21 protein-coding genes are annotated in these 24,340 nt (G+C 30.2%); 8 read left to right on the top strand and 13 right to left on the bottom strand.

Translation table 11 applies throughout. From position 1 onward, the window contains the following. Position 1: 1 nt before the first annotated feature. A complete protein-coding gene (locus tag ACEQT4_RS04950; protein ID WP_370226347.1) occupies positions 2-655 on the top strand; it encodes an alpha/beta hydrolase in 654 nt (217 codons plus the stop codon). Here ACEQT4_RS04950 and ACEQT4_RS04945 read toward each other — a convergent pair. Continuing rightward, positions 645-1,148, bottom strand: a complete 504-nt coding sequence (locus tag ACEQT4_RS04945) for a hydrolase (protein WP_244906269.1) — start codon at positions 1,146-1,148, stop codon at positions 645-647. The two genes, ACEQT4_RS04950 and ACEQT4_RS04945, sit on opposite strands and share 11 nt — an antisense overlap. Before the next feature lie 14 nt (positions 1,149-1,162). Beyond that, the gene (locus ACEQT4_RS04940; protein WP_370226345.1) at positions 1,163-1,924 is read right to left on the bottom strand and encodes an MBL fold metallo-hydrolase; all 762 of its coding nucleotides are present in this window, start codon (positions 1,922-1,924) and stop codon (positions 1,163-1,165) included. A 94-nt stretch (positions 1,925-2,018) separates the two neighbouring features. On the opposite strand from ACEQT4_RS04940, the gene ACEQT4_RS04935 reads away from it, so the two are divergent. Then, positions 2,019-3,470 carry a TonB-dependent receptor gene (locus tag ACEQT4_RS04935; protein ID WP_223076806.1) on the top strand — a complete coding sequence of 484 codons (1,452 nt, stop codon included), beginning with the start codon at positions 2,019-2,021 and terminating at the stop codon, positions 3,468-3,470. Between the two features lie 73 nt (positions 3,471-3,543). Here ACEQT4_RS04935 and bcp read toward each other — a convergent pair whose 3' ends face one another. Continuing rightward, positions 3,544-4,002: a thioredoxin-dependent thiol peroxidase gene (gene bcp / locus ACEQT4_RS04930; RefSeq protein WP_370226344.1), complete on the bottom strand. Its 459-nt coding sequence runs from the start codon at positions 4,000-4,002 to the stop codon at positions 3,544-3,546. Between the two features lie 35 nt (positions 4,003-4,037). On the opposite strand from bcp, the gene nth reads away from it, so the two are divergent. Continuing rightward, the gene (gene nth, locus ACEQT4_RS04925; protein ID WP_370226343.1) at positions 4,038-4,694 is read left to right on the top strand and encodes an endonuclease III; all 657 of its coding nucleotides are present in this window, start codon (positions 4,038-4,040) and stop codon (positions 4,692-4,694) included. 20 nt (positions 4,695-4,714) lie between these two features. Here the strand turns inward: nth and ACEQT4_RS04920 are convergent, their stop codons facing one another. Both ACEQT4_RS04920 and ACEQT4_RS04915 read right to left on the bottom strand, forming a co-directional pair. Further along, positions 4,715-4,858 (bottom strand): hypothetical protein, encoded by a 144-nt coding sequence (locus ACEQT4_RS04920; protein WP_181256112.1) that lies wholly within the window; start codon positions 4,856-4,858, stop codon positions 4,715-4,717. Between the two features lie 63 nt (positions 4,859-4,921). Further along, positions 4,922-5,506, bottom strand: a complete 585-nt coding sequence (locus ACEQT4_RS04915) for an RNA polymerase sigma factor (RefSeq protein ID WP_027878920.1) — start codon at positions 5,504-5,506, stop codon at positions 4,922-4,924. Between the two features lie 236 nt (positions 5,507-5,742). Between ACEQT4_RS04915 and uvrA the strand changes: the two genes are divergently transcribed. Next, entirely contained in the window at positions 5,743-8,526 is a 2,784-nt protein-coding gene (gene uvrA / locus ACEQT4_RS04910; protein WP_370226342.1) for an excinuclease ABC subunit UvrA, read from the top strand. Here uvrA and ACEQT4_RS04905 read toward each other — a convergent pair. Further along, positions 8,523-9,542: a DUF3667 domain-containing protein gene (locus ACEQT4_RS04905; protein ID WP_370226341.1), complete on the bottom strand. Its 1,020-nt coding sequence runs from the start codon at positions 9,540-9,542 to the stop codon at positions 8,523-8,525. The two genes, uvrA and ACEQT4_RS04905, sit on opposite strands and share 4 nt — an antisense overlap. Before the next feature lie 207 nt (positions 9,543-9,749). On the opposite strand from ACEQT4_RS04905, the gene ACEQT4_RS04900 reads away from it, so the two are divergent. Both ACEQT4_RS04900 and ACEQT4_RS04895 read left to right on the top strand, forming a co-directional pair. Beyond that, positions 9,750-10,424 (top strand): hypothetical protein, encoded by a 675-nt coding sequence (locus tag ACEQT4_RS04900; protein WP_370226339.1) that lies wholly within the window; start codon positions 9,750-9,752, stop codon positions 10,422-10,424. Positions 10,425-10,564: 140 nt separating this feature from the next. Further along, positions 10,565-11,698, top strand: coding sequence for a hypothetical protein (locus ACEQT4_RS04895; protein ID WP_370226338.1), 1,134 nt, complete (start codon positions 10,565-10,567; stop codon positions 11,696-11,698). A gap of 66 nt (positions 11,699-11,764) precedes the next feature. On the opposite strand, the gene ACEQT4_RS04890 is transcribed toward ACEQT4_RS04895, so the two are convergent. The 4 genes from ACEQT4_RS04890 to ACEQT4_RS04875 are packed head-to-tail and all read right to left on the bottom strand — an operon-like array spanning position 11,765 to position 17,233. Continuing rightward, positions 11,765-13,219, bottom strand: coding sequence for a lipopolysaccharide biosynthesis protein (locus tag ACEQT4_RS04890; protein ID WP_370226337.1), 1,455 nt, complete (start codon positions 13,217-13,219; stop codon positions 11,765-11,767). A 32-nt stretch (positions 13,220-13,251) separates the two neighbouring features. Further along, positions 13,252-14,535 carry a glycosyltransferase family 4 protein gene (locus ACEQT4_RS04885; RefSeq protein ID WP_370226336.1) on the bottom strand — a complete coding sequence of 428 codons (1,284 nt, stop codon included), beginning with the start codon at positions 14,533-14,535 and terminating at the stop codon, positions 13,252-13,254. 1 nt (position 14,536) lies between these two features. Further along, positions 14,537-16,951 carry a YfhO family protein gene (locus ACEQT4_RS04880; protein WP_370226334.1) on the bottom strand — a complete coding sequence of 805 codons (2,415 nt, stop codon included), beginning with the start codon at positions 16,949-16,951 and terminating at the stop codon, positions 14,537-14,539. 30 nt (positions 16,952-16,981) lie between these two features. Next, the gene (locus ACEQT4_RS04875) at positions 16,982-17,233 is read right to left on the bottom strand and encodes a DUF4834 family protein (RefSeq protein ID WP_106677929.1); all 252 of its coding nucleotides are present in this window, start codon (positions 17,231-17,233) and stop codon (positions 16,982-16,984) included. A gap of 111 nt (positions 17,234-17,344) precedes the next feature. Between ACEQT4_RS04875 and ACEQT4_RS04870 the strand changes: the two genes are divergently transcribed. Together ACEQT4_RS04870 and ACEQT4_RS04865 are read left to right on the top strand one after the other, a co-directional pair. Next, positions 17,345-18,394 carry a transporter gene (locus ACEQT4_RS04870; protein ID WP_027878911.1) on the top strand — a complete coding sequence of 350 codons (1,050 nt, stop codon included), beginning with the start codon at positions 17,345-17,347 and terminating at the stop codon, positions 18,392-18,394. A 16-nt stretch (positions 18,395-18,410) separates the two neighbouring features. Then, positions 18,411-19,529 (top strand): GTP cyclohydrolase, encoded by a 1,119-nt coding sequence (locus tag ACEQT4_RS04865; protein ID WP_370226333.1) that lies wholly within the window; start codon positions 18,411-18,413, stop codon positions 19,527-19,529. Between the two features lie 59 nt (positions 19,530-19,588). Here ACEQT4_RS04865 and ACEQT4_RS04860 read toward each other — a convergent pair whose 3' ends face one another. The 3 genes from ACEQT4_RS04860 to ACEQT4_RS04850 form a co-directional block, all read right to left on the bottom strand. Next, positions 19,589-20,848, bottom strand: coding sequence for an aminotransferase class I/II-fold pyridoxal phosphate-dependent enzyme (locus tag ACEQT4_RS04860; RefSeq protein WP_370226332.1), 1,260 nt, complete (start codon positions 20,846-20,848; stop codon positions 19,589-19,591). A gap of 171 nt (positions 20,849-21,019) precedes the next feature. Further along, on the bottom strand, positions 21,020-22,060 hold the full coding sequence (locus ACEQT4_RS04855; RefSeq protein ID WP_027878908.1) for a PLP-dependent cysteine synthase family protein: 1,041 nt from the start codon (positions 22,058-22,060) through the stop codon (positions 21,020-21,022). A 73-nt stretch (positions 22,061-22,133) separates the two neighbouring features. Beyond that, positions 22,134-24,203 (bottom strand): S9 family peptidase, encoded by a 2,070-nt coding sequence (locus ACEQT4_RS04850; RefSeq protein WP_370226331.1) that lies wholly within the window; start codon positions 24,201-24,203, stop codon positions 22,134-22,136. Positions 24,204-24,340 lie beyond the last annotated feature (137 nt).

The following is a 24,340-nucleotide window of genomic DNA, read 5'->3' as shown; positions in this document are numbered from 1 at the left end:
CATGACAGATTTAAGCTTAGAATATATATCAAGACCTTCTTCTTTAAAAGAAAACGCACCATTACTTCTACTCTTTCATGGTTATGGAAGTGATGAAAACGACTTATTTAGTTTTGCATCAGAATTACCTGAAGAGTTTTTAATAATTTCTGCTAAAGCACCTTACCCAATGCAGCCTTTTGGTAATGCATGGTATGCCATAAATTTTGATGCTGAAAAAGGAAAATGGAGTGATAACGAGCAAGCCAAACAATCTAGAGATTTGATTGCTAATTTTATAGATGAAATTTTAGCTAAATACAGTGCAGATAACAATAATGTAACGCTTTTAGGCTTTAGTCAAGGTGCTATTTTAAGTTATGCTGTAGCATTTACATATCCTGAAAAAGTTAAAAATGTTATTGCTTTAAGCGGTTATGTAAATCCTGATTTATTTGAATTAAAAGATCCAGAAACATATAAAAATCTTAATTTTTATTGTTCACACGGTAGTGTTGACCAAGTTATACCTGTAGATTGGGCTAGACAAACCAAACCGTTTATGGAGCAATTAGGAGTTAACTATAAGTATAGCGAGTTTCCTGTTGGTCATGGTGTTGCACCACAAAATTTTTATGAGTTTAGAGAATGGCTAAAAGCAAACTCTAATTTGTAGGATATAATAAGTGATCTAAAACTTTAAAGTTTAACTGATTATCAGGAGTAATTTCATATTTAATTAGTAATTCTCCCCAAAAAACACCATCAGAAAAATCTGCTATAACCCATTTATGGTTTAGTATTTTTATAGAATTAAATTGCATTTTTTTGCCACCTGAAGCTGCATAAGGAATTAGCGGATGTTCTTCTCCAGGTGCGTCTGTTAAATCGTATAATTCATTTTCTATAAGTATTGTAAGCTTATCAGTATCAATACCTCTATCATAAAAATAATCCTTAGCTTCTTGGTTATACCTAAAATCAAACATGATAAAATCATTTAGCTGATTGTTTAAAAGCGCTAAAGAATCTTTCATTCTTATATTTTTTTCTTTTAAGCTTTTAAACTGACTATCATTAGCTTTTACATAGTTTTTAGTGTTTACGTACTGAAACAAAACAACAAGTAACGTAAAGATAAACAAGTACATAAAAATTTTATTCTTCATTATAATATTTGATTTTAAAGTTTAATTTGAAGCTCATCGTAAGCTAAAAACACATTTTTAGGTAGCTTTTGTTGGACTTCTTCATGAAAACCTAATAAATGGCTTATGTGCGTCAAATAAGCCTTTTTAGGTTGTAGTGTATTTATAATTTGTAATGCTTCTTCTAAATTTAAATGCGAAATATGAGTCTCTTCTCTTAAGGCATTAATTACTAAAACATCTAAGTTTTTTAGCTTTTCCATTTCTTCATCAGGTATGGTTTTAACATCTGTTAAATAAGCAAAGTTGTTAAATCTAAATCCAAATACTTGCAATTTATGATGAAAAACCTCTACAGGAAGCACTTCTAAATTATTCAATTTAAAAGGTTTGTTTTCAATTTCATTCACCTGTAGGTTTGGTACGCCTGGATATTTATTTTCTGTAGCAAATATATAAGCAAAACGTTGCTTAAGTTGTTCTACTACTCTTTTATGTGCGTAAATAGGTATATCGCCTTGTCTAAAAAAGAAGGGTCTAATATCATCCAAACCAGCGGTATGGTCTGCATGTTCGTGCGTAAAAATGATTCCGTCAATTTTATTTACATTAGCTCGAAGCATTTGTTGTCTAAAATCCGGTCCACAGTCTATAACATAAGTATAATCATCCCATTCTACCAAAATTGAAACACGCAAACGTTTATCTTTAGGATTTTTACTTAAACACACTGGATGCGTACTTCCTATAATAGGAATTCCTTGAGATGTACCAGTACCTAAAAAAGTAATTTTCAAAATCTATAAAATTTGAAAACAAAAATAAGTTAATTTTTTTGTTTACTATAGTTATTTGGTACCTTTGTAACACTAAATTTATAGGGATTTTTTTATGGAAATTACGCTAAAAGGAGATAAAGAATTTGAAAATATTCCATCCTTAAAAGATAAAGCGCTTCGTATTAACTTAAACGAAAACATTTACGGTACTTTTGCCGAGATTGGTGCTGGACAAGAAACTGTAAGACATTTTTTTAGAGCTGGTGGCGCATCTGGTACTATCGCAAAAGCAATGTCTGCTTATGATAAAAGTTTTAGCGATGCTATTTATGGTATTGAAGATGATAGACGCTACGTTACCGAAGCTAGGTTACGCAAAATGCTTCATCATGAATATAGATTAATTGAAGAGCGTATAGGCAGAGAAAGTAACCCACATAGAATGTTTTTTAGTTTTGCTAATACTGTTGCTACAATAGATTTTGCAAAAAAATATAAAGGACATGGTTGGGTTGGAATTAAATACCAAATCGATCCTGAAGATAAAGAAGTAAACGAAATTATTCTACATATTCGTTTTAAAGAAAATGACGCAAGATTACAACAAGAAACTCTTGGTATATTAGGTACTAACTTAATTTACGGTGCATTCTATAAATACAACGAACCTAAAAAATTATTAAGATATTTATACGACCATTTAGATAAAGATCAATTAGAAATTGATACAATTAACTTTTCTGGTCCTGTATTTAAAAACGTAGATAACCGTTTAATGAGTTTACAGCTAGTTAAAAATGGAATGACTGACGCTGTAATGTTTGCTCCAGACGGTAATAACGTACTTCCTGCAAGAGTTTTATATAAGAAAAACATTTTAGCACTTCGTGGTAGTTTTAGACCTGTAACAAAGGTAAATATGGACATGTACCAGAAGTCTTTAGATATGTTTATTAAAGAAAATAAAGTTGACGAAGAAAGAACACAAGTAATTTTTGAAATCACTTTATCAAACCTAAGAGCAGAAGGAGAAATAGACGAGCAAGACTTTATGGATAGAGCACGTTTACTATGTTCTTTAGGACAAACCGTATTAATATCTAACTTCCAAGAGTACTATAAATTAGTAGAATATTTCTCTCAATACACTAAAAACCGTATGGGATTAGCAATGGGTGTAAATAATCTTGTAGATATCTTTGACGAGAAGTATTATCGTCATTTAAGTGGTGGTATTTTAGAAGCTTTTGGTAAGTTATTCTTTAAAGATTTACGTGTATATCTTTACCCTATGGAAAATGAAGATGGAACCATTACCACAAGTGATAACTTAAAAGTACATCCTCGTATGAAAGAACTTTATAAATTCTTTAAATACAATGGTAAAGTTGTTGATATTGCAGACTATGATCCATCAACATTAAGTGTATTTTCAAGAAAAGTTTTAAAAATGATTGCCCAAGGTGAAGATGGTTGGCAACCTATGTTACCTGAAGGTGTCTCTAAATTAATTGCAGAACAAAGCTTGTTTGGTTGCGAAACCGAAGAAATTCAGAATAAATAATACAGTTTACAATAAATAAAAAAGGCGCTAAATATAAATTAGTGCCTTTTTTATTTTTAAAGATTAAATTCAATTAAACTAATTCTAAAATTTGAGCTGCATGATCTTTAGTTTTTACTTTATCAATAACATGCGCTACTACTCCTTCTTCATCAACTAAAAAAGTTTTACGGTGTATACCGTCATATTCTCTACCCATAAACTTTTTTAATCCCCAAACACCAAATGCATTAATTACTTCTTTTTCTTCATCAGCTAATAAAGGAAAAGGAAACTCATATTTGTTCTTAAAATTGCTTTGTCTTTTTTCAGAATCTGCACTAACACCTATTAACTCAAACCCTTTATCTTGTAAAATCGTATAATTATCTCTTAAGTTACATGCTTCTGCAGTACATCCTGGCGTACTTGCTTTTGGGTAGAAAAAAACAATTAATTTTTTTCCTTTATAGTCAGATAAAGATACAGCATTACCATCTTGATCATTAACTGTAAAATTTGGTACTTTATCACCTTGTTTTAATGTATTCATAGTTGTAATTTTGATTTATTCAAAAATACAAATTAATGACTAAGCAAGAAAAGGTACATTTTGTTATAAATACGTTAAATAAGTTATATCCTGAAATTCCTATTCCTTTAGATCATAAAGATCCATACACACTTTTAGTTGCTGTTTTATTATCTGCTCAATGCACAGATGTTAGAGTTAACCAAATAACGCCTTTATTATTTGCAGAAGCAGATAACCCTTATGATATGATTAAATTATCTGTAGAAGAAATTAAAGAGATAATAAAACCTTGTGGTTTATCACCAATGAAAAGTAAAGGCATTTACGGTCTTTCAAAAATTTTAATAGAAAAACATAACGGTGAAGTCCCGCAATCTTTTGAAGCTTTAGAAGAGTTACCTGCTGTTGGACACAAAACAGCTAGTGTTGTAATGAGTCAAGCATTTGGTGTACCTGCTTTTCCTGTAGACACACATATCCATCGTTTGATGTATCGCTGGAATTTATCTAATGGAAAAAGCGTAGCTCAAACCGAAAAAGACGCTAAACGCTTATTTCCTAAAGAACTATGGAACGATTTACATCTACAAATCATTTGGTATGGAAGAGAATATTCTCCTGCTCGTGGTTGGGATTTAGATAAAGATATTATTACAAAAACTATTGGAAGAGCTACTGTTTTAAAAGAATATCATAAAAAAACGTCCTAATGTTTTAGGACGTTTTTCTTTTAATTTTGAAGTGATTCAAACTTCATGCTTTTATAATTTATAACACTTAAAGCCTTAGAGTAATTAAGGATAAAACTTATAGTTTCATCTTTTGGATTCAATTTAAAATCTGATTTAGGTTTTTTAGAGTAAAGTTTTGCCATTTAATGTAGGTTTTTAGTTTGTTACTACATTATAACGGATACGATTTAACTTTATTGTTTATCCTAATTTGTTAAAACAATATTGTGCTTTTCTATTACTTTTCTCATATTAATTAATGCATATCTCATACGTCCTAAAGCAGTATTTATACTTACTCCTGTGCGTTCTGATATTTCTTTAAAACTCATATCTTTATACATACGCATTACCAATACTTCTTTTTGGTCTTCTGGTAACTCGTCAATCAAACGTCTTACATCTGCTTCTACTTGACCTTTAATAATTGTTTTTTCTGCATTTAAAGCATTATCACTTATTACAGAAAAAATATTAAAATCTCCTGAATTGTCAAACTTAGGCATACGACTGTTTTTTCTAAAATGATCTATAACCAAATTATGGGCAATACGCATTACCCATGGTAAAAACTTACCTTCTTCGTTATATTTACCTCTTTTTAAAGTTCTTATTACTTTGATAAAGGTATCCTGAAAAATATCTTCAGATATATCTCTATCAAAAACTTTAGAGTATATAAAACTGTAAATTCTTTGTTTATGTCTTGTAATTAAAACTTCTAGAGCAGATTCTTCGCCTCTTATATAATTACTCACTAATTGAGCATCAGAGATTAATTCTTTTTGCATAATCATTACTTTTTTTGCACAGAAAACGTGTTTCGGGCTTGGGGTTTATAAATTAAAAAAGTAATGTTTTGCTATAGGCAAAAGTGTTTGTGGGTTAATTGATATGTTTCAAATGTAACAACAATTATTCCAAAAATGCAAACATAATTTCAAGTTTTAACATTTTAATGCACAATAATCTATTTTTTAAGCTGAATTTGTTGTGTTATCTTTGCAAATCTATACGAAAATTGACTATGAAGACTACGCTTTCTGAAGTAAACCCTAAAGAGAACATCATAATTAAAGGTGCTAAATTACATAACCTTAAGAATATAGATGTTGTTATACCTAGACGTAAATTAGTTGTTATAACAGGTCTATCAGGTTCTGGTAAATCTAGTTTAGCATTTGATACGTTGTATGCAGAAGGACAACGTCGTTATGTAGAAAGTCTTAGTAGTTATGCACGACAATTTTTAGGTAGACTTAACAAACCTAAAGTAGACTATATTAAAGGTATTGCGCCTGCAATTGCTATAGAACAGAAAGTAAACTCTACTAATCCACGCTCTACTGTCGGAACGACAACCGAGATTTATGACTATTTAAAACTACTTTTTGCGCGTATTGGTCGTACCTACTCTCCTATTTCTGGTAACGAGGTAAAAAAAGACACTGTTACAGATGTTTTAGAATTTATAAAAACTATTGATTTAAAAGAAAAACTTTTACTTCTAGCTCCTATTTATTTAGAAGAAGGTAGAGCACTTCAGGATAAACTAAGCGCCTTAAATGCTCAAGGATATTCTAGAATTAAAGTAAAAGATGAAGTTGTAAGAATTGATCAAGTAAAAGATTTAACATCTACAGAAGATATATTTTTAGTTGTAGATAGAATTGTAACCAAAGATGACGAAGATTTTTATAACCGATTAGCAGATGCCATACAAACTGCTTTTTTTGAAGGTAAAGGCAATTGCTATATTGAAACTTTAAAAGATAACTCAATAAGACATTTTAGTAACAAATTTGAATTGGATGACATGCAGTTTTTAGAGCCAAATGTGCATCTATTCAGCTTTAATAACCCTTACGGTGCATGTCCAAAATGTGAAGGTTATGGTGATGTTATTGGTATTGATGAGGATTTAGTGATCCCAAATACTGCGCTTTCTGTTTATGAAGAGGCTATTTTCCCTTGGCGAGGAGAAAGTATGAGTTGGTACCGTGATCAATTGGTAAACAATTCGCATAAATTCGATTTTCCTATACACAAACCCTATTTTCAATTAAGTCAAGAACATAAAAATTTAATTTGGGAAGGTAATCAGTATTTTGAAGGTTTAAATAGCTTTTTTGAAGAACTAGAAAGCAAAGCTTATAAAATTCAAAATCGTGTAATGTTATCTCGCTATCGCGGAAAAACAAAATGTAACGTTTGTGGTGGTAAACGTCTTCGTAAAGAAGCTAGTTATGTAAAAGTGGGTAATGCTACAATTACAGATTTAGTCGAAATGCCATTAAGTAAATTGTCTAATTTTTTCAACCAATTAGAATTGAATGATTATGACACTAAAATTGCCGAACGTTTACTTATTGAAATAAAAAACCGTTTAAACTTTTTAAGCAACGTTGGTTTAGATTATTTAACCTTAAACAGACGATCTAACACACTTTCAGGAGGAGAAAGTCAGCGTATTAATTTAGCAACATCACTAGGAAGTAGCTTAGTTGGTTCTATGTATATATTAGACGAACCTAGTATTGGCTTACATCCAAAGGATTCAGAAAAACTAATATCTGTATTAAAATCTTTACGCGATTTGGGTAATACAGTAATTGTTGTAGAGCATGATGAAGATATAATGAAACAAGCCGATACCATTATAGATATTGGTCCCGAAGCTGGTACTTTTGGTGGTGAAGTTGTTGCAACAGGAACGTTTAAAGACATCTTAAAATCAAAGTCACTAACTGCTCAATATTTAAACGAAACTTTAAAAATTGAAGTCCCTAAAAAACGTCGTACAAGTAAGTATAGCATAGAAATTGTTGGTGCTAGAGAAAATAATTTAAAAAATATTGATGTTACTTTTCCTTTAGAAATGTTAACCGTTATTACAGGTGTTTCAGGAAGCGGAAAAAGTACATTAGTTAAAAAAATTCTATTTCCTGCCATTCAAAAAAAACTAACTGGATTTAGTGATAAAGCTGGTCAATTTTCAGAATTAAAAGGAAATTTTAGTAACATCAAGCATATTGAGTTTATTGACCAAAACCCAATTGGTCGTTCATCACGTTCTAATCCGGTAACTTACATAAAAGCTTATGACGATATTAGAGCTTTGTTTGCTAAACAAAAACTAAGTAAAATAAGAAATTTTGCTGCTAAACATTTTAGTTTTAATGTTGATGGTGGACGTTGCGAAACCTGTAAAGGTGAAGGCGAAGTTACAATAGAAATGCAATTTATGGCAGATGTACATTTAGTCTGTGAAACCTGTAATGGTAAACGTTTTAAAAAGGAAGTTTTAGAAGTTACTTTTGAAGATAAAAGCATTGATGATATATTAAATATGACTATTGACGACGCTATTTCTTTCTTCGACAAGCACAAACAAAATAAAATAAAAAACAAGCTTCAGCCCTTACAAGATGTTGGTTTAGGTTATGTAACACTAGGTCAAAGTAGTTCTACCCTTTCTGGTGGCGAGGCACAGCGTATAAAACTAGCTACATTTTTAGGTAAAGGAAATACTAAAGACAAAGCCTTATTTATTTTTGATGAGCCTACAACAGGTTTGCATTTTCATGACATTCAAAAATTACTAAAATCGTTTTATGCTTTAATTGAAAAAGGACACTCTATTATTGTTGTCGAGCATAATTTAGATTTGATTAAATGTGCAGATCACATTGTAGATCTTGGTCCTGAAGGTGGCGAAAATGGAGGACAATTAGTAGCATTTGGTACACCTGAAGAAGTTACAAAAGTTAAAGAAAGCGCAACCGCTAAATACTTAAAAGATAAGATTTAATAAATCATAAAGGCTAACACTGCAATTAATATTGAAGCAAAAGGAATAATCATGCCCATAAAAATTGTAGTTATAGCTCCGCTTTTTATAAAACTTAAAAACCAACCTTGATCGTAAAACTTTTTGACTGCTATAAAAAAGTAGAAATAGGTAGATAAAACCAATAAAAAGTCTAACCAATCGGGCATATCATAAAACCAGTTTATGCCTAAATCTATAGCCATTACCGCAAATATAAAAGAGAAAAAATAAAAGCTAAATACCAAGTGGTAAGCATATCTTCCTTTATTAAAATAGAAAACCTTTAAAAGGAACGCAAAAATTGGTAGTAAAAAAAACATAGCTATAGGAAAACTATCTGTAATGGTTTGATAAATAGACCCGACACCTTTTTCTTTCTGAAATTTAAACATTTGCTCAAAAAACTTTCGTTTTAAATAACCTGCATCTTCAGGCATTCCCATCTTTTTTAGGATAATTTTTTTGTCTGCTCCTGCATCAATTAAAGAATCTATTTCTTTTTCATCATAAGTAAAAGAAGTTCCAAAAACACTACCATTAGCTTTTCGATCTTTAGCGTCTATTTTTTCATTTACTAAAGAATCTAACTTTATAGAATCTGCTACTCTTTCAAAAGCTTCACGGTATTCTTTTTCCTTTTTTACTGCTAATTCTTCCTGTATAGCTTTATCTAATTTTGTTCTAGTTTCTCTAATATAAAATGAGAAGATGAAGAAAAAAACTACCGAAACAAATAAATAAAACTGTGCAGGATGTAAATATGTTAAACGTTTACCTTGTAGAAACTTTTTTGGTAAAAACCCAGGTTTTGTCATTAAAGGCAAAAAGCTCTTTAAAAATTTAGAATCCCATAGTAAATAGTTATTAATAGTATTATAAAAAAGACTTCTAACTGTTAACTCTTCTCTATTTTTCATACCACAACAAGGACAAAACTTAAAGCTATCTTTAAATTCTGTTTCACAGTTTTCGCAAACTTTATATTGAAGTGACATGTTGGTTGATTGTTTAGGTAAATGTAAAAATAAACTTTAAAAGATGCCTAATTTCTTTTTTAAAATTGAAATAGTAGAAATCTAATATCGTATCAAAACACCAGTAAAACCAACGTGTTTCAAGTTTGGCACAGCTATTGAAACTAATTTATCAAATAGCGATTGCCGAAACGCTAAATAGTAGGCAAAATCTAAATCCTTAATACTATGAAAAAACTAGTACTATTAATTACAGGTGTGTTAATGGGATTAACCACTGTAACAGCAGAAAATAAGTCTGCATCGCAAGGTGAAGATTTAGTTGTTAACCCAAACCGTTTTGTACAACCTATTATGTTTGTAGAACGTGGTGTAGAATTTTTAATCTTTCCTGATGGAAGCTTTGATTTTAATACTCAATTAGATTATACACAAGGTGATAATTATTACAGACGTAGCAATGTAAATGTAAACACAAGACGTAGCAGTATAAATCGTACTTATGGAGCACCAGGCACTTACAATACCTACTATGGACCAACAAACAACGGAACCATTGTTTTACATGATAGATCTGGTAAAGTAAGACGTGTTGGCTATGTGTTTTTAAATTATAATAGACAAGGACAGGTTAAACGATTAGGGTCTGTTTATGTAAGTTATAATAGACAAGGCTTGGTAAGTCGTATTGGCGGAATGCGTTTGATTTATAACAGACACGGAAGGTTAATTAGAACAATTGGTCATGTAAATAGATACAATACGTCTTTTGTGTTAGATAATAACTACGGAAATCCATACGGATCACCAATAGATAATAATTATGATTACAATTATAATAATGACGATTTTTACTACTATAGAAATGGTGTAAAAACCGAAAAACCTAAATTGAAAAAATAATTTCAATCAAAACAAAAAAACCTCGTAAGTCTTTATTTACGAGGTTTTTTCATTTTACAACCTAATAACAATTATGGCTGTTTTGGTTTTTGGCATGATGCTTGTAAATATTTAAATGTTCAATCATAAAACAATTAGTTATGAAGAAATTATTCCTTTTATTATCAGCATTTACTTTAAGTATTTTTGCTGTTAATGCAGACACAACAAAAAACGCTGAAAGTTTAACTATAAACGAATCTTATAACCGAGGTTATGGCAATTCTTTCATTTTTACAGAAGCTGGAATTGAGTTTTCAGTTTTTGCAGATGGGCAATTTGATTTTTATATACCAAATTATGGTCCTAACGTAAATGTTTCAGTAAACACTCCAAATGCTTCTATTAGTTTCAATACTGGTTATGATTACAACCCATATGTTCAATATGATGAGTATGGTGCTATTATACAAGTTGAAAACACACCAATATTCTATGATTATTATGGACGTGTAAATCAAATTGGTAACGTTAGGATTAACTATAATAATCGTGGTTTTGTTACTAGAGTTGGCGGACTTTATGTTCATTATAACCGTTACAACCGCTTTTCTCACTGTACAGGATTTATAAATATTTATAATAGAGTTTATGTATATAGACCTTGGCATTCATATTATGTAGTACCTGCACCATTATACAGAGTTGTTTATACCACACCATACAGAAGATATTATAGACCTATTAGATATGCATATACAAGACCTTTTGTAAACAATTACAGACGTACAACTGCTGTAGCAACAAGACGTGGTAATACAATATCAAGAAACAGAAGTTTAGCTACTCGTGGTAATGGTAGAGCTGTAAGAAATATTACAAGAAATAATGTGCCTAGAACACGTAGTAATGCAACTACTTCTTCTCCTAGAACAAGAGGAAACGCAGTAGCTTCTAGACCAAGAACTAGAGGAAATAGTTCTGCTACGCAACCTAGAACACGAGGAAATAACTCTATTAGCGCTCCAAAAACTAGAGGTAATTCAAAAAATATTACAAAACCTAGAACACGCAGTAATAGTAATATTTCCAAACCAAGAGCAGTTAGAAATAACACTGTTACTTCTAAGCCTAGAACTAGAACACAAACTAGAGCTAACACAAGTAGACCAAAAACATCTACTAAAGCAACTACAAATAGATCTAACTCAAGATCAAAAGCTTCTTCAAGCAGATCAAGTTCTAAATCAAGAAGTACATCAAGATCGTCTTCTAGATCTGGAAGAAGAGGATAAAATATTTATAACACTTACTATAAGTCCTATAACAATGGTTTATAAAACCTAAGTTATAGGGCTTTTTTATTTCTTTAAAAATGAATTTAAAATTTCTGTAATTTCTGAAGATAAATTAAGCTTATAAACGCTTAATCCATAAATTAATACAAGAAGTATTGATTTTAAACCTATGTTAATTATTGAATGAAAAGGAAATTCCCAAAAGAATAAACCAAAAGCACAAACTAAAATTAGTAACGCAGAGTTTAATGTTTCTTTGGTAAACGGTTGAATTTTAAATTTACTATAAACAAATAACAACTTTACAGTATTGTACACAAAGATGGTTATACAACTTGCGTAAGCTGCACCATTAATACCGTAAACGGGAATAAAAAACAGATTTAAAATTATGGTTAAAATAGCCAACATAACTCCAAAGACCAATACCATTCTATAATAATCACTATTAAAAAGAATAGCGTTATTGTTTCCTAAAAGATTATCAAATAGTTTAGCTAAACCAATAACTAGAACTACTAAAAAACCTTCTGAGTAATTATCAGGAATCATTGTATATAGCTGATTGATATTTACAATAATTGCTAAAAAGATAAATCCGCTAATTATAAATAAATTTAACGAGCTTTTTTGGTATAATTTTTTAAGTTCAACTTTATTTTTTTCGTTTAAAAACTGTGCTGTCAATGGGTTTGTAATCTGGTGCATAGATCGTGATGGTACACCAATAACCGTAGCTATATAAATGGCTACGCCGTAATAAGCTACATTATTTAACGCTTCAAACTGACCAATCATAAACTTATCAATTTCAAGAATGATATTTGCGATAGAGCCTGCAATAATTATTAATGAAGAGTATTTTAAAACACTTGATAATTTAGGAATTTTAACAAATTTAAATACTGGTAGTTTTAAATTGAATGCATAAAGTTTCATCACGACCATTCTTACAATATAAACGATAACTATACCATAAATAAGCTGCTGTACATTTAAATATCTAAAATGAAGTGCTAACAACAAAATAGAAATACAAAGTCTATGAAAAACCTCTTTCATAAAATTACCAAACACACTATGTAAATGTACTTTACTCCATGCATAAAACACCTCAAAGTAAGCAAAAGCAATAGCGCAAACGTAAATTAACCAACTGTAATCTTTGATTATTGGGTTTTCTTTTGCAAGCCAATTTCCAATGGTATCATATGCTAAAACACCTATAAAACCTAACGGAATAATGACAATTAAAGGCAAAAATAACATTAAGGTTAAAAACCCATTTTGTGATTGTCTAGTCTTAAATGACGAAAAGAATTTAATTATCGTATTATGTGTACCAAAAGCCATTAAAGGCATTAAAATATTGGCTGTAGAGAGTATAAAAGTAATTAATCCAAAATAGTCGTCGGATAAAAATTTAGTATATAAAAACACTACATTAATAGCACCAATACCAAAACCAAGGTAAGTAATTACCGTGTTTTTTATGGATTGATTAACGACTATACCCATTAAGTTTACAAATTAAATTTTGTGGTTGAAATTTATAGATTATTAATCAAATCTACTAATTGTTTTGTTAACGCTTGTCGCGAAAAACGTTGTAATCCAATAGCATTAACCTTTAAAGAATTATTTTGATAATCTTCAAAAAGTTGTTTTATAGCTGTTTTTAAAGCTGAAAATTCTGAGTAATCAAAAAACTGTCCTGTATTTGTTTGCTTAATAATTGTTTCAATATCCGCTCCTTTAGGTCCAACTGCTAATATTGGTCTATTAGACACCATATATTCAAATAATTTACCAGGAATAATAGCTTTAGTATCTTCAGAATTTATTTCAATAAGCAACAATATTTGTGATTTTTTTTGAAATTTAACAGCCTCACTATGTGAAACATACCCAACTTTATTTACATAATCAATTAGATTATGATGTTTTAAAGAGTTTAACACGTTCTCTCCTACTTCACCTACTAAATTTAACTGAAAATGTTTTGCGAAATTTTCATCTTCCTTAACAAATTCAGAAAGTGCTTGCCATAAAATCTCAGGATTTCTTTTAGATAATAAAGAACCTATGTGAGATATGGTAAATTTTTCATCTAAATCGTTAACTATTACTTTTTCTTTATCGTAACCGTTTGTTATCAAGCTAATTGGCTTATCTGTAATAGTTTCAAATTCAGTTTTTGTACTTGGACTTGTTACCACAATCTGATCTGCTTGATTAAGCACTTTGCTTTCCAATTGCTTGTGTTGCTTTTTTGCATAATTGGTTAATTTAAGCTGCTTATGGTAACCTATACTTGTCCAAGGATCTCTAAAATCTGCAATCCAATTAACATCTAATTTTTGTTTAATTTTTAAACCAATTAAATGCAAACTATGTGGCGGACCAGTTGTAATTACTGTATCTATATTAAAATCTTGAATATAAGTTGTTAAAAAATTAGTAGATGGTTTTACCCATTGTTTTCTGGCGTCTGGAATAAAAAAGTTACCTCTAATAAATAACAACAAACGTTCTGGTATGCTTTGCTTGTTTTTTTCTTTTATAATCCCTTTACTAATTGTTTTGGTTTGTTTAGAAAACAAATTAGCTAATTTATATGGCTCTTTTATGGGTTGTTTTAAAATGATTGCATTTTCAGGAATTTCATCCTTTAAAGTCTTATCAATTATAGGGTAATTAGCATTAGAAGGACAATAAACTATTGGTTCTATATCGTGTTCTGGTAAGTATTTTACAAATTTTAACCAACGTTGTACACCTGGTCCTCCAGCTGGTGGCCAATAGTAAGTAACTATAAGAACACGTTTAGGCATATTATTCTGGTTTACTTGTTTTAAACTGATAAAATAATCCTCCTATTATTAAAAGAAATAATATTACCGAACTTGTTAAAGCAATCTGACTACCAGTTTTAACTACTTTTGGTTCAAATTTAAACTCAATAGTATGATTGCCTTTTGGTATTTGTAAACCTCTTAAAGCGTAATTCACTTTATAATGAGGCTTTTCGTTTCCGTCAATATAAGCATTCCAACCATTGGCATAATACATTTCTGAAAATACTACAAAACCATCATTTGAATTATTTGAACTGTATTTGATATAGTTAGGTTTATAAGTTTCAACTTTTATAGATGCTGTAGAATCTACTTTGAAAGTTTTTGCTTTAAGATCTGTTATACTAAAAACAGCTACATTTTTATTATCTAAACTATCTAATATTTTTATTTCTTGATCTGCATTTTTAACGTTTTTAAGTTGTTTTACAAACCAAGCATTTCCGTTAGCGTCATTGTTTAGATATGGGAAAGGCTCTCCGTTTTCACCTTGTCCAATAATATACTTAGCATTAAGCATATTAAGAACATTGATGTTATTTTTTGATAGGTAAAATTCGTATAAATCTTGATAACGTTTAGGTTTTGCAGCATGATAACCGCCTAAAGCATTGTGGAAATAACTTGCTTTTGCGCCACCTGAAGTTAAATCATACACTCTATAATTAGAATCGTCTTTTAGGATTTGTAAATCGGCTTTATTAGCTTGATATGGACGTTCCATTTTAATTTTAGAAACAAAATCGTCATTGTTAACATAACGTCTATCTACACTTACAAGATCTATTACAATAAGAACAGCAAACGCAAGAATGACTTTAGTTTCGGTAAATTTCTTCTTTAAGAATAAATAGATAATTCCTGCGGAAAGCAATACGAAAATCAACGTTCTAAACGTATCCATAGTTAAGAAACTAGCACGATCTTCACGCAACGCATCTACAAATTCTTGACCGTAATTTTGACGATAATACCCGTCATTACCACCAACAAAATCAAATACTCCAAATAGTTTTCCTAACAGAATTAAAACTGCAAATCCTGCAGTTATCATTGTTGTTTTCTTTAGTGCGTTTAGCTTTTCTTCATCAGAAGTATTATCAAATAATTTTTTTATTGCAATTATTGACAAAATAGGAATACACAATTCTAAAATAACTTGTATTGAACTTACTGCTCTAAATTTATTGTATAACGGTACAAAGTTTATAAAGAAATCGGTTAGAAATTCTAGGTTCTTTCCGTAGGATAAAAGAAGTGATAAAACTGTGCCTCCAACAAGCCACCATTTTATTCGACCTTCTACTAAAAACAATCCTAATACAAATAGAAAAATCACAACCGCACCAATGTATGCTGGCGCTTCTACTATGGTTTGATCGCCCCAATATGTTGGTGTATTTTTTGCGTATTCTTTAGCTTCTGCTGGTGATACGCCTCTATCTGTAAAAAATTTATACATTGCAGAGTTTTCGCCAACATCTTCACCGCTTCCGCCACCATAAAATCTTGGAATAAATAGATTAAAACTTTCAATTATACCGTAACTATATTCTGTGATGTACTCCTTACTTAAACCGTTTGTGTTTTCTCGATTTGTACCGTCTGGATTAATGGTTAACTCAGATTTTCCACGTGTACTTTCATTAACATATTCTTTTGTAGCTAAAATATTTGTAGCATTAAGGCCTACAGACAAAATTACAGCAACAACTAAAATACCAAGAGACTTAAAATAATGTGGTAATTCTTGTTTTTTATAAGCGTCTATTAAATACACTATACCTAAAACTATAACTAGCAATAGTAAATAATACGTCATTTGATAGTGATTTGCAACAAGCTCTAATCCCATTGCAACAGCTGTTAGTAAAAAACCAGCGATATATTTTTTTCTGAAGGTGAGGATAATACCGCTTAACACTAAAGGCATATAAGCAATAGCATGTGCTTTACTATTATGACCAACGCCAAGTATTATGATAAGATAAGTTGAAAAACCAAACGCTAACGCGCCTAATCCAGCCAATTTCCAGTCTACTTTTAGCACTAAAAGCAAAATATAAAACCCTAAAAAGTAAAGAAATAAATAATCTGCTGGTCTTGGCAAGAAGCGTAATGATAAATCTATTTTTTTGATATAATTATTTGGGTATTTTGCGCCTAATTGATAGGTTGGCATACCGCCAAATGCACTATTTGTCCAATAGGTTTCTTCTCCAGTTTCAGCTTTAAAATCTTTTTGCTGTTTTGCCATACCTTGGTAATGAACAATATCACTTTGGAAAATAGTTTTTCCTTGCAAAACAGGATTAAAATATAATAAAGCACAAACAATAAAACTTACCAACACAATAATGTGTGGCAACAACTTTTTGAAAGAAAACGGCATAAATAATTATAAATTCAATGAGGTTGAAAATTACTCAATTTCTTCGTAATCTACATACTCACCAACATTTTTATTTGAAGATTTATTTTCTGGCATTTTGTCTATAGTCACTTCACCTTCTTTATTAATTGGTTCTTGACGTTGTTGATTAAATGCACCACCAAAACGTTCTTCAGCTTTTTTGGCAGCGTATTTAAATAAGACAGGCGCAAAAATTCTTGATAAGATTTTAAATCCGTAGTAGATTAATAATATTATTAAAATGGTTCTTAATAAACCCATAATTCAAATTTTATTCTATAAATACAAAAATACAATTCTCTAATTTTAATTTCGTTATTTAATAGCTAAAAAAAATATAAAATCTCTATATTTGACTTTAAACAAATAGCTATGCTTAACCCAAAATTCTATTGTAAATACATATTATTTTTCTTCAGTATTTCAGCATTTTCTCAGTATACAGAAGTTATAAACTCTAACAGACCTGGCGAGTCTAAAAGCGCTTTTGCTGTTGGTGTAAATGTTGGTCAAATTGAAGCTGGACCTTACACTGTAAACGAAAAACATACACCTTTAAAGAATGAAGCTAAAGGTTTTGGTATTGACTTTGCGTTACGCTACGGTTTACTTTGGGAAGAGTTAGAAATTAATCTAGAAGGAACTTATCAAAACGATACGTTTACAGATAATAGATCTTCACTTTCTCCAAATGAAACAAACCGATCTAACTTTAGAAACTTTGCTTTAGGAGCCAAGTATTTAGTCTATGATCCTTATAAAAATAAAGAAGAAGAAAAACCTAATTTATATAGTTATCATGCTAATAGAAAATTTAAGTGGAGTAATTTAATTCCTGCAGTAGCTGTTTACGGTGGCGTTAATTTGGATGCAAAAGATAATATTTACGTTCCTTATTCTAACCCATTTACAAGTCCTGCTTATGAAGGTGGCGTTAATTTTAAAGCTATGGTTGCTACGCAAAATAACTTTAGTAGCGGTTGGGTATTTGTCACTAATTTTTCTATGGAAAGGTTAGGTACAGATTTTTCTAGCTTTCAATATATTTTAACACTAACAAAAGCTCTAAACGAAAAATTTGTTCTATTTGGAGAAACTCAAGGTATTAGCGGAGATTATTATGCCGATAATTTATTTAGATTTGGTGGAGCTTACCTTTTTGGAAAAGATTTTCAGTTAGATACAGCACTTACATTTAATACTAAAGATACACCTTCTGTGTTTAGTTTAAACTTTGGTGCATCTTACAGGCTTGATTTTCATAAAGATCCTAAAGTAGATAATGGTACTAATGTGATGGATGAATACGAAAGAAAAGCTAACAGAAACAGAAATAAGAAAAAGAAAAAAGGTGATGACAATAATGCTGACGATGGAAAACGCAAGAAAGAAACACAAGTCATCAATTTTGACGACGAATAATCCTATTTTATAATCTATGATAACCATTAAAGAAGTAAAGTCTAAAGCAGATTATAAAGCTTTTGTAAAATTTCCTTTTAAAATCTATAACGATTGTAAGTATTGGATTCCGCCAATAATAAGTCAAGAATTAGAGGTTTTTAACACTGAAAAAAACCCTGTGTTTAATGATGCAGAAGCAACATTATTATTAGCTTACAAAGAAGGTAAAATAGTTGGTCGTGTAGCTGCGATTATTAATTGGTTAGAAGTAAACAAACAAGGCGATAAAAAAATGCGCTTTGGCTGGTTTGATTTTATTGATGACTTAGAGGTTAGTAAAGCATTAATAGAAGAAGTAATCAAGATAGGAAAGAACAATAATTTAGAGTTTGTTGAAGGTCCTGTAGGTTTCTCTAACTTAGATAAAGTTGGTGTTTTAACTGAAGGGTTTGATTATCCTAATGATATGATTACTTGGTATAACTATCCTTATTACCAAAAGCATTATCAAACGTTAGGCTTTAATATTGAAAAAACTTATATAGAAAGCACCTTTAAATTTAGTAATGTAAATCCTGAAGCTTTTAGTAAAATTCAAGATTTAGTTAAAAGACGTTACAAATTAAAACCACTTAATTTTACTAAGACTAAAGAGATAATGCCTTATGTAGATAAGATGTTTGACTTGTTTAATCTATCTTATGCTAAACTATCTTCTTTTGTTGAAATTACTGACATTCAAAAAGAATATTTTAAGAAAAAATACATCAATTTTATTAATCCAGAATACATCAAATTTGTTGTAGATCAAGAAAATAATCTAGTTGCTTTTGCTATTGTTATGCCTAGGTTTACTGAAGCATTAAAAGAAATGAATGGTAAATTATTTCCTTTTGGATTTTTAAAACTTTTAAAAGCTAAAAAAGAAAGTAAGAGCGTAAACTTTTATTTAATTGGTGTACATCCTGATTATCAAAACAAAGGTGTACACGGTATTATTTTTAACGAATATTACCCTATTTTTAAAGAAAAGGGTATAGAAGATTGTTACCGCACGCCAGAATTAGAAAACAATGAAGCTATACATAAAATCTGGAAAAACTTTGATCCAAAAATTATAAAAAAACGAAGCACTTACAGAAAAACATTATAGATAAAAAAATCCGATTTAAATATTTAAATCGGATTTTTTATTTTGTATGTAAGGGAAAATTATTCGCCCATTGCTTTTATTAATGCTGCAGACATACGCTTGTAAGTTCCATTTAAAAGACGTTCTCTAATTGCATCAAAAGCATCTAATGTTTCATTTACATCTTCTAAAGTATGAGTCGCAGTAGGAATCATACGTAATAAGATTAATCCTTTTGGTATTACTGGATAAACAACTATAGAACAGAAAATACCATAATTTTCTCTTAAATCTTTAACTAACGCCATAGCTTCTGGAATACTTCCGTTAAGGTATACAGGAGTTACACAACTTTGTGTAGTACCTATATCAAAACCACGCTCTTTTAACCCAGATTGTAAAGCGTCTACAATTTTCCATAAGTTTTGTTTTAACTCAGGCATTGTGCGTAACATATCTAAACGCTTTAAAGCTCCTTCTACTAATTGCATTTGTAGAGACTTTGCAAACATTTGAGAACGTAAATTATATTTTAAATAATCTATAATCTCTTGATCTGCTGCAATAAATGCTCCTGTACTAGCCATAGATTTTGCAAAAGTTGCAAAATATACATCAATATCGTCTTGTACACCTTGCTCTTCTCCTGCTCCTGCTCCTGTTGCACCTAATGTTCCAAATCCATGAGCATCATCTACAAATAATCTAAAGTTGAATTTTTCTTTTAACGCTACAATTTCTTTTAAACGTCCTTGCTCACCACGCATACCAAAAACACCTTCAGAAATCACTAAGATTCCTCCACCTGTTTGCTCTGCCATTTTTGTAGCACGTTCTAAGTTTTTTTCTAAACTTTCTATATCATTATGCTTGTAAGTAAATCGCTTACCATGATGTAATCTAACTCCATCTATTATACATGCATGTGCATCTACATCATAAACAATAATATCGTCTTTAGATACTAACGCATCTACTGTAGATACCATTCCTTGGTAACCAAAATTTAATAAGTAAGCCGCTTCTTTGTTAACAAATTCTGCTAATTCATTTTGAAGTTTTTCGTGTAAATCTGTGTGACCAGACATCATACGTGCTCCCATAGGATAAGCAGAACCATATTTTGCTGCTGCTTCTGCATCTACCTTTCTTACTTCTGGGTGATTTGCCAAACCTAAGTAATCGTTGATACTCCAAGTAATTACTTCTTTACCTTGAAATTTCATACGATTAGAAATTTGTCCTTCTAATTTTGGAAATACAAAGTAACCTTCTGCTTGCGACGCCCATTTTCCTAACGGTCCTTTGTCTTTGTATATTTTCTCAAATAAGTCTTTCATCTTTAAATGATTATTAAGCCTATGGCTTAAGCTATTAGTATTTAGTTAGATTGGGCAAAATTAGGCAATTTTACTATTCTTGCATAATAAATTGTCAATCTGTTATTAACAAAAAAGTTAACCAAAATGAATTTTCATTATGGCTAACTTTAATTTTATATTTTTTACACGTTACTTAACGTATTGAATGCTTTGTGCTGCTGCTTCATTTTGACTATCAAAAAAGCCTTGGTCGTTCATCCATTTATCACTATAAACCTTACTCATGTATCTTGAACCATGATCAGGAAAGATAACTACTACCTTGTCTGTTGGTTTAAAGTAGTCCTCTTCGTTTAGTTGCTTTAAGGCTTGCATTGCTGCTCCAGAAGTATACCCTACAAATAAACCTTCTGTTAATGCTATTTCTCTTGCTGTATGTGCACTTTCTTCGTCTGTTACTTTAACAAACTTATCAATAACATCAAAATCTGTAGCTGTAGGTATTAAATTTTTACCTAAACCTTCAATACGATATGGATAGATTTCATCTTTATCAAACTCACGTGTTTCATGGTATTTTTTTAATACTGAACCGTAAGCATCTACACCAATAATTTTGATGTTTGGATTTTGTTCTTTTAAGTATTTTGCTGTACCAGAAATTGTTCCTCCTGTACCACTACAAGCTACTAAATGTGTAATTTGACCTTCAGTTTGATTCCAAATTTCTGGACCTGTAGAATTGTAATGTGCATCTAAATTTAGTTGATTAAAGTATTGGTTAATGTAAACCGATCCTTTAATCTCGCTATGTAATCGTTTTGCTACTTCGTAATAACTTCTTGGGTCATCTGCACTTACGTTTGCTGGACAAACATATACTTTTGCACCCATAGTTTTAAGCATGTCTATTTTATCTGCTGAAGACTTAGAACTTACTGCTAAAATACAATCGTAACCTTTAATAACACTTACCATTGCTAAACTAAATCCTGTGTTACCAGAAGTAGTTTCTATGATGGTGTCACCTGGTTTGATTATACCTTGCTTTTCTGCTTGTTCAATAATGTATAATGCTATTCGATCTTTTGAAGAATGACCTGGGTTAAAAGCTTCTACCTTAGCATGGTAGTTTCCTTTAAACTCAGTCGCCATTTTGTTTAGTTTTATTAGCGGCGTATTACCTATTAGATCTAATGCGCTATTAAAAACTTGTTTACTTTGTTCCATAAATGCTGTTTAAAAGCTACTTATTTTTTGGTTTTAATTACTAAAACCTGACAAAAATAAGCATTTTTTTTTATTAATCGGTAATTCCTTCTAAATAGAATAAAAAAGCATATTCTAAAGCAACTTCTTTTAAAGCTTCAAATCTACCGGATGCGCCACCATGTCCTGCATCCATGTCTGTTTTTAACAATAACAAATTATTGTCTGTTTTTAATTCTCTTAATTTTGCTACCCATTTAGCTGGTTCCCAATACTGTACTTGAGAATCGTGTAGTCCTGTAGTGACTAATAAATTAGGATATTCTTTTTCTACTACATTATCATACGGTGAATAGGATTTCATGTAATGATAATAATCTTTATTGTTAGGATTACCCCATTCGTCATACTCTCCTGTGGTTAATGGAATAGTGTCATCTAACATAGTTGTTACCACATCTACAAAAGGCACTGCTGCAATAACACCTTTATATAATTTTGGGTTTAAGTTTATTACTGCTCCCATTAATAATCCTCCTGCACTTCCTCCCATTGCGTATAAATGCTCTGAAGATGTATATTTTTTTTCAATTAAATATTTTGAACAATCTATAAAGTCTGTAAATGTGTTCATTTTTTTTAGAAGTTTTCCATCTTCATACCATGGTCTTCCTAAGTATTCGCTACCTCTAATATGAGCTATTACATATATAAAACCTCTATCTAACAGACTTAATCTTATTGTGGAAAAATAAGGATCTATTGTAGAGCCGTAACTTCCATAAGCATATTGAAGCAAAGGATTTGTTCCATCTAATTTGATACCTTTTTTATAAACAACAGACATTGGTATTTTTTTTCCGTCTCTGGCTGTCGCCCAAATCCTTTCGGAAGTGTAATTGTTTTTATCAAAACTTTTATCTAATACCTCTTGTTCCTTTTTAATTTCTTTAGTTTTAGTCTTAAAATTATAGTCTATTACAGAACTTGGTTGTGTTAATGCATTAAATGTATACCTTAAAACATTACTATTAAAATCTGGGTTATTACCTATGCTTGCTGTATAAGTTTCGCTTTCAAAATCAAGATAGTAATCTTCTTTTTTATCCCAACTTATTATACGTAAGTGGTTTAGTCCATTTTTACGCTCGTTAACGACTAAATAATTTTTAAAAATTTCAATGTCTTCTACTAGGACGTCTTCTCTGTGAGGTATTACATCTACCCAGTTTTCTTTTGCTATAGCTGTTTCTAATGTTTTTTGGACTTTAAAATTAGTCGCTCCATCTTTATTGGTTATTATGTAAAAACTATCATCATAATGAGCTATAGAGTATTCTAGATTTCGTTCTCTAGATTGAAACACTTTAAAGTCGCCTTCAGGATTATTAGCTGGTAATATTTGATATTCAGAAGTTTGTGTACTAGAGCTTCCAATAATTAAGTATTTTCTTGATTTAGACTTGTAAACATAGGTATGAAAGGTTTCATCTTCTTCAATAAAAACCAATCTATCATCTTCAACCTTTTCTCCTATTTTATGACTGAAAATTTTATCCGATCTTAAAGTAACTTCATCTTTTTTAGCATAGAAAATAGTTTTATTATCACTAGCCCAAGTAGAACTACCTGTAGTATTTTCAATAGTATCATCTAAAATCTCTCCAGTAATTAAATTTTTAATTTTTATGGTATATTGTCTACGACTAACAGTATCTATTGAAAATGATACTAACGTATTATCTTCACTTACAGAAAAACCACCTAACTTAAAGTATGAATAGCCTTTAGCCATTTGGTTACAATCAAACAAAATTTCTTCTTTTGCTTCTAAAGTTTCCTTTTTTCTGGTGTAAATTGGGTAATCTTTTCCTTGCTCAAATTTGGTGATATACCAGTATCCATTAAATTTATATGGTACACTTTGGTCATCTTCTTTTATTCGAGATTTCATCTCTTCAAAAAGAGATTTCTGAAAACTTTCTGTAGATTTTAATACTGCATTGGTATAATCATTTTCTGCGTTTAAATATTCTAAAACGTCTTTATCTTCTCTTTGATTAAGCCAATAATAATTATCTACTCTTACATCATTATGTATGGTAAGCTCTTTTTTTATTTTTTTTGCTTTTGGAGCTATTAATTCAGAATTAAAATCTGTCATTTTAAGTTCTTTTTTTTTTTAGGAAAAAGCAAATGTAAAGTTAAATAACAAAACAGCTAAATCATTTAATAAATAATTGAGTTGAAATTTATCTATTGAAATTAATAAATTTGCAGTTATAATTTAAAAACTAATAA

The sequence above is a fragment of the Mesoflavibacter sp. genome, assembly GCF_964226795.1.
GTDB lineage: Bacteria > Bacteroidota > Bacteroidia > Flavobacteriales > Flavobacteriaceae > Mesoflavibacter > Mesoflavibacter zeaxanthinifaciens.
The sequence above is the reverse complement of the archived record's forward strand: the minus strand, read 5'-3'. Positions and strand labels throughout refer to the sequence as shown.